We start from the raw sequence: 663 nt of genomic DNA, 5'->3' as shown, positions 1-663 counted from the left end.
CTTGGCGGCGGCGCCGGTCAGGGTCACGCTGGTTTCGGTGGTGACGCCGCCGTTGACGATTTCCACATTGCTTGGCGAGCCCTTGACCGAAGTGAGGGTCGGCGCCGTGGCGGGGGTCACGGTGAAGGTCCGCGCTGCCGAAGTCGCACCCGGCGCGTACAACGCCTTGGCGGTGAAGCTCTGGGGCGCAGTCGTCAGGCCGGTCACCGTCAGAGTCCAGATACCGGTCGTTGGATCGGCAACGGGCTGACCTTTTGACACGTTACCCAGCAGCACATCGACCTTCTGGCCTTTGGCGGCGGCGCCGGTCAGGGTCACGCTGGTTTCGACGGTGGTTTGACCTTCGGGGATTTCCACATTGCTTGGCGAGCCCTTGACCGAGGTGAGGGTCGGTGGATCGGCAACGACTACCGTTAACAACCAATCATTGCTCCAGAGAGGAGCGCCCGTGTACAAGCGTTTCGCAACCAAACGGCGAGGGCCCAATGCCAGCGGGAACGTTTCTTCCCAGATGCCGGTTATCACGTCCGCAATCGCCCTACCCAAGACCACGGCGGTGGTTCCGCTTCCCTCCCAGATCTCCACACTCTGCCCTTTGCTTGCCTTGCCGCTCACCGTCACGGTGGGGCTGACGGTTGTTTCGCCTTGCAGGATTTCCTTGCC

The 663-nt window shown here is 62.9% G+C and carries 1 protein-coding gene and 1 pseudogene; one reads left to right on the top strand and one right to left on the bottom strand.

The annotated features are described in order from the left end of the window. Positions 1-420: pseudogene (locus ACM6JM_RS16045) on the bottom strand (hypothetical protein); the annotation flags it as partial. 28 nt (positions 421-448) lie between these two features. Between ACM6JM_RS16045 and ACM6JM_RS16040 the strand changes: the two are divergent. After that, a partial coding sequence (locus ACM6JM_RS16040; RefSeq protein WP_414882205.1) for a hypothetical protein occupies positions 449-663 on the top strand: 215 nt, incomplete at its 3' end.

It is taken from the genome of Pseudomonas sp. IT-P2 (genome assembly GCF_949767575.1).
In the GTDB taxonomy this organism is placed as follows: domain Bacteria; phylum Pseudomonadota; class Gammaproteobacteria; order Pseudomonadales; family Pseudomonadaceae; genus Aquipseudomonas; species Aquipseudomonas pharyngis.
Note: the sequence above shows the minus strand (reverse complement) of the source record. Positions and strands in the feature narration are given on the sequence as shown.